General features: G+C 37.3%; 1 protein-coding gene. It reads right to left on the bottom strand.

All coding sequences use genetic code 11. The annotated features are described in order from the left end of the window. Window positions 1-61: 61 nt before the first annotated feature. A complete protein-coding gene (locus tag O3636_RS10630; protein WP_050967305.1) occupies window positions 62-1,519 on the bottom strand; it encodes an IS1182 family transposase in 1,458 nt (485 codons plus the stop codon). Between the last annotated feature and the right edge of the window lie 42 nt (window positions 1,520-1,561).

The following is a 1,561-nucleotide window of genomic DNA, read 5'->3' as shown; positions in this document are numbered from 1 at the left end:
CTCTTACTTTTAATGAAATGAAAACCGGGGAATCTCTCGTTAATTTGAGCGAGTTCCTCGGTTATTTTGTATTTATTAAGGTCATAATTCGTTTCATATTGACCACGAAGATGGTTGTGGCTGCCTGTAACTCCATGCTGAAAAGACCCGATGCTCTCGCGACATCAAAGCCATGTCTCTGTTTTAGTTCGGCATTCTTTGCTTCGATTTTATAGCGATGTCTGGCCATTTCTTTAAAATAAGGTGTTTCCTGAAATTTCTTCTGGAAAAGATGGTCGTCACTCTTAATGGCTATTGAATAAGTTTTAGACTTTGCCCCCTCCTTATAACAACCTTCCTTGGAAAGGCAACTCTTGCACTTCTCAATGTCAAAGTAATGAGTGACAACTTGATTCTTATTTTGATATTTTTTCCCTGTCCTTGCTTTGCGAACAGCCATGTGTCCTTCTGGACAGACAAATAGCCCTGCATCTTTATTAAATTCAAACGCATCCTCTTCTTTACGGTAACCTTTTGAAACTGAAGGGTTCAGTTTTGAAACCAAATGAATCTTTTCTTTGCGAGCTAGTTGAATGTTGTCCTTTCCCGAATAAGCCGCATCACCAATAATAGTCTCTATGTCCAGACTATTTTCCTTTGTTTTGGCATATAATTCAGGTAAATATTTCCCATCGCTTTGTTCGCCAGAAGTGATCACACAAGCAGTAATAATCCGTTCATCCGTCATAGCGATATGACTTTTATATCCATAGAAAGAGCTGTCGGCTGTCTTATGTCCGAGCCTAGCCTCCTCCTTAACAGAAGCTTCCAAATGTTCTAAGTCGTCCTCGACAGCCTCTTTTAGGTAATTGAACTTTTGAGAAACAGCCGGTAGGGCTAAGAGTTCCTCGTGTTTTTCAACCACAGCCATTAACTCCTCTGTATAGGTCAACTCTGCTTCGAGGTTATCTTCTTGAGGTTTCTTTGGAAATTCTATTTTGATATCTTCTGAATGTTGATAAATTGTTTTACGTAAAGCTTTTGAACGCTCTCTAAGGATTTCTTGAGGTTTCTTATGATTATAATGAGATTTGGTGTGAGTGGCATCCACAATGAGGATTTTACTCTTAATCAAGTTATGTTCGAGTGCAATTTGAACAGACTTCTGAATCAATACATCAAGTAGTTTATCATCTTTAATTCTTAGCTTTCTAAATTTTGTCAGAGAGGATGGCTCGATAACAGAATCTTCAGGAGCTAGACCAAGAAAAAATTTAAAGGCCATATCTGACAAGGAACGTCCTACCACATCTACATCTGATAACTTATAAATATCTTTTAACAAGAGATATTTGAACATCATAATCGGTGAATAAGCTTTACGCCCAAAATCGGGACGATAATTCTTTTCTAGTTCATCATAAATAAAGCTAAAATCACAGAGTTCAGTTAGCTGACGTAAAAAGTGGGTTTTAGGAACCACGATATCATACAAACTAGAATAAGGACTGACATCCATAGTTAACTGATTATCAAGCATTATTTCACCTCATCTCTAGTATAACAAAAAAGCCATCAATTT

Source organism: Streptococcus sp. 27098_8_76 (genome assembly GCF_041432315.1).
GTDB lineage: Bacteria > Bacillota > Bacilli > Lactobacillales > Streptococcaceae > Streptococcus.
Note: the sequence above shows the minus strand (reverse complement) of the source record. Positions and strands in the feature narration are given on the sequence as shown.